Origin of the sequence: Streptomyces diastatochromogenes (assembly GCF_002242805.1) — a bacterium.
Taxonomy (GTDB): domain Bacteria; phylum Actinomycetota; class Actinomycetes; order Streptomycetales; family Streptomycetaceae; genus Streptomyces; species Streptomyces diastatochromogenes.
In genome coordinates, this window is the sequence record NZ_MCGQ01000198.1 from 1 (window position 1) to 460 (window position 460).

General features: G+C 74.8%; 1 protein-coding gene. It reads right to left on the reverse strand.

Annotated features, from left to right (window positions below; translation table 11 throughout):
* Positions 1 to 162: 162 nt before the first annotated feature.
* Positions 163 to 309, reverse strand: a complete 147-nt coding sequence (locus tag BEK98_RS49465; protein ID WP_167444474.1) for a hypothetical protein — start codon at positions 307 to 309, stop codon at positions 163 to 165.
* Positions 310 to 460: the final 151 nt, after the last annotated feature.

The window sequence follows — 460 nt, forward strand, 5'->3', positions numbered from 1 at the left end:
GCTGTGGGGCGGGTGGGGAAGCAGGGCGGGCGGTCGGAGGGCGGGTGGTTTCCGGGGGTCCTGCCGGACGAAGGGGGCACGGTCGTCGAGGGCGTGCGGGCGCCGGCAAGGGGCAGCCGGGTGGCCGGAAACGCGTCGGTCGGGGCGGTCGCGCCGGTCACCTCAGGCCTCGCCGGTCACATCGGTCGCGTCGGCCTCGTCGGTCGCGTCCGTCGCCTTGACCGGCCGGGCAGGCATCAAAAGCACCCGCACGCAACCGGCGAGGTCCGCGTCCCGCTTGATCGGGATGAAGGCGGGATCCGACCGCACGGCCCGGCCCGGCCCGGCGTCAGAGCGAGATGATCCACCGGATGGCGCAACGCCCACGGTGACTTTTGCCGGCTCGGCAGCACGGCGGCCGGGCAGGGCCGGTCACCGGCGCACACACGACGACGGCCCACCTGCTGTTCGCAGATGGGCC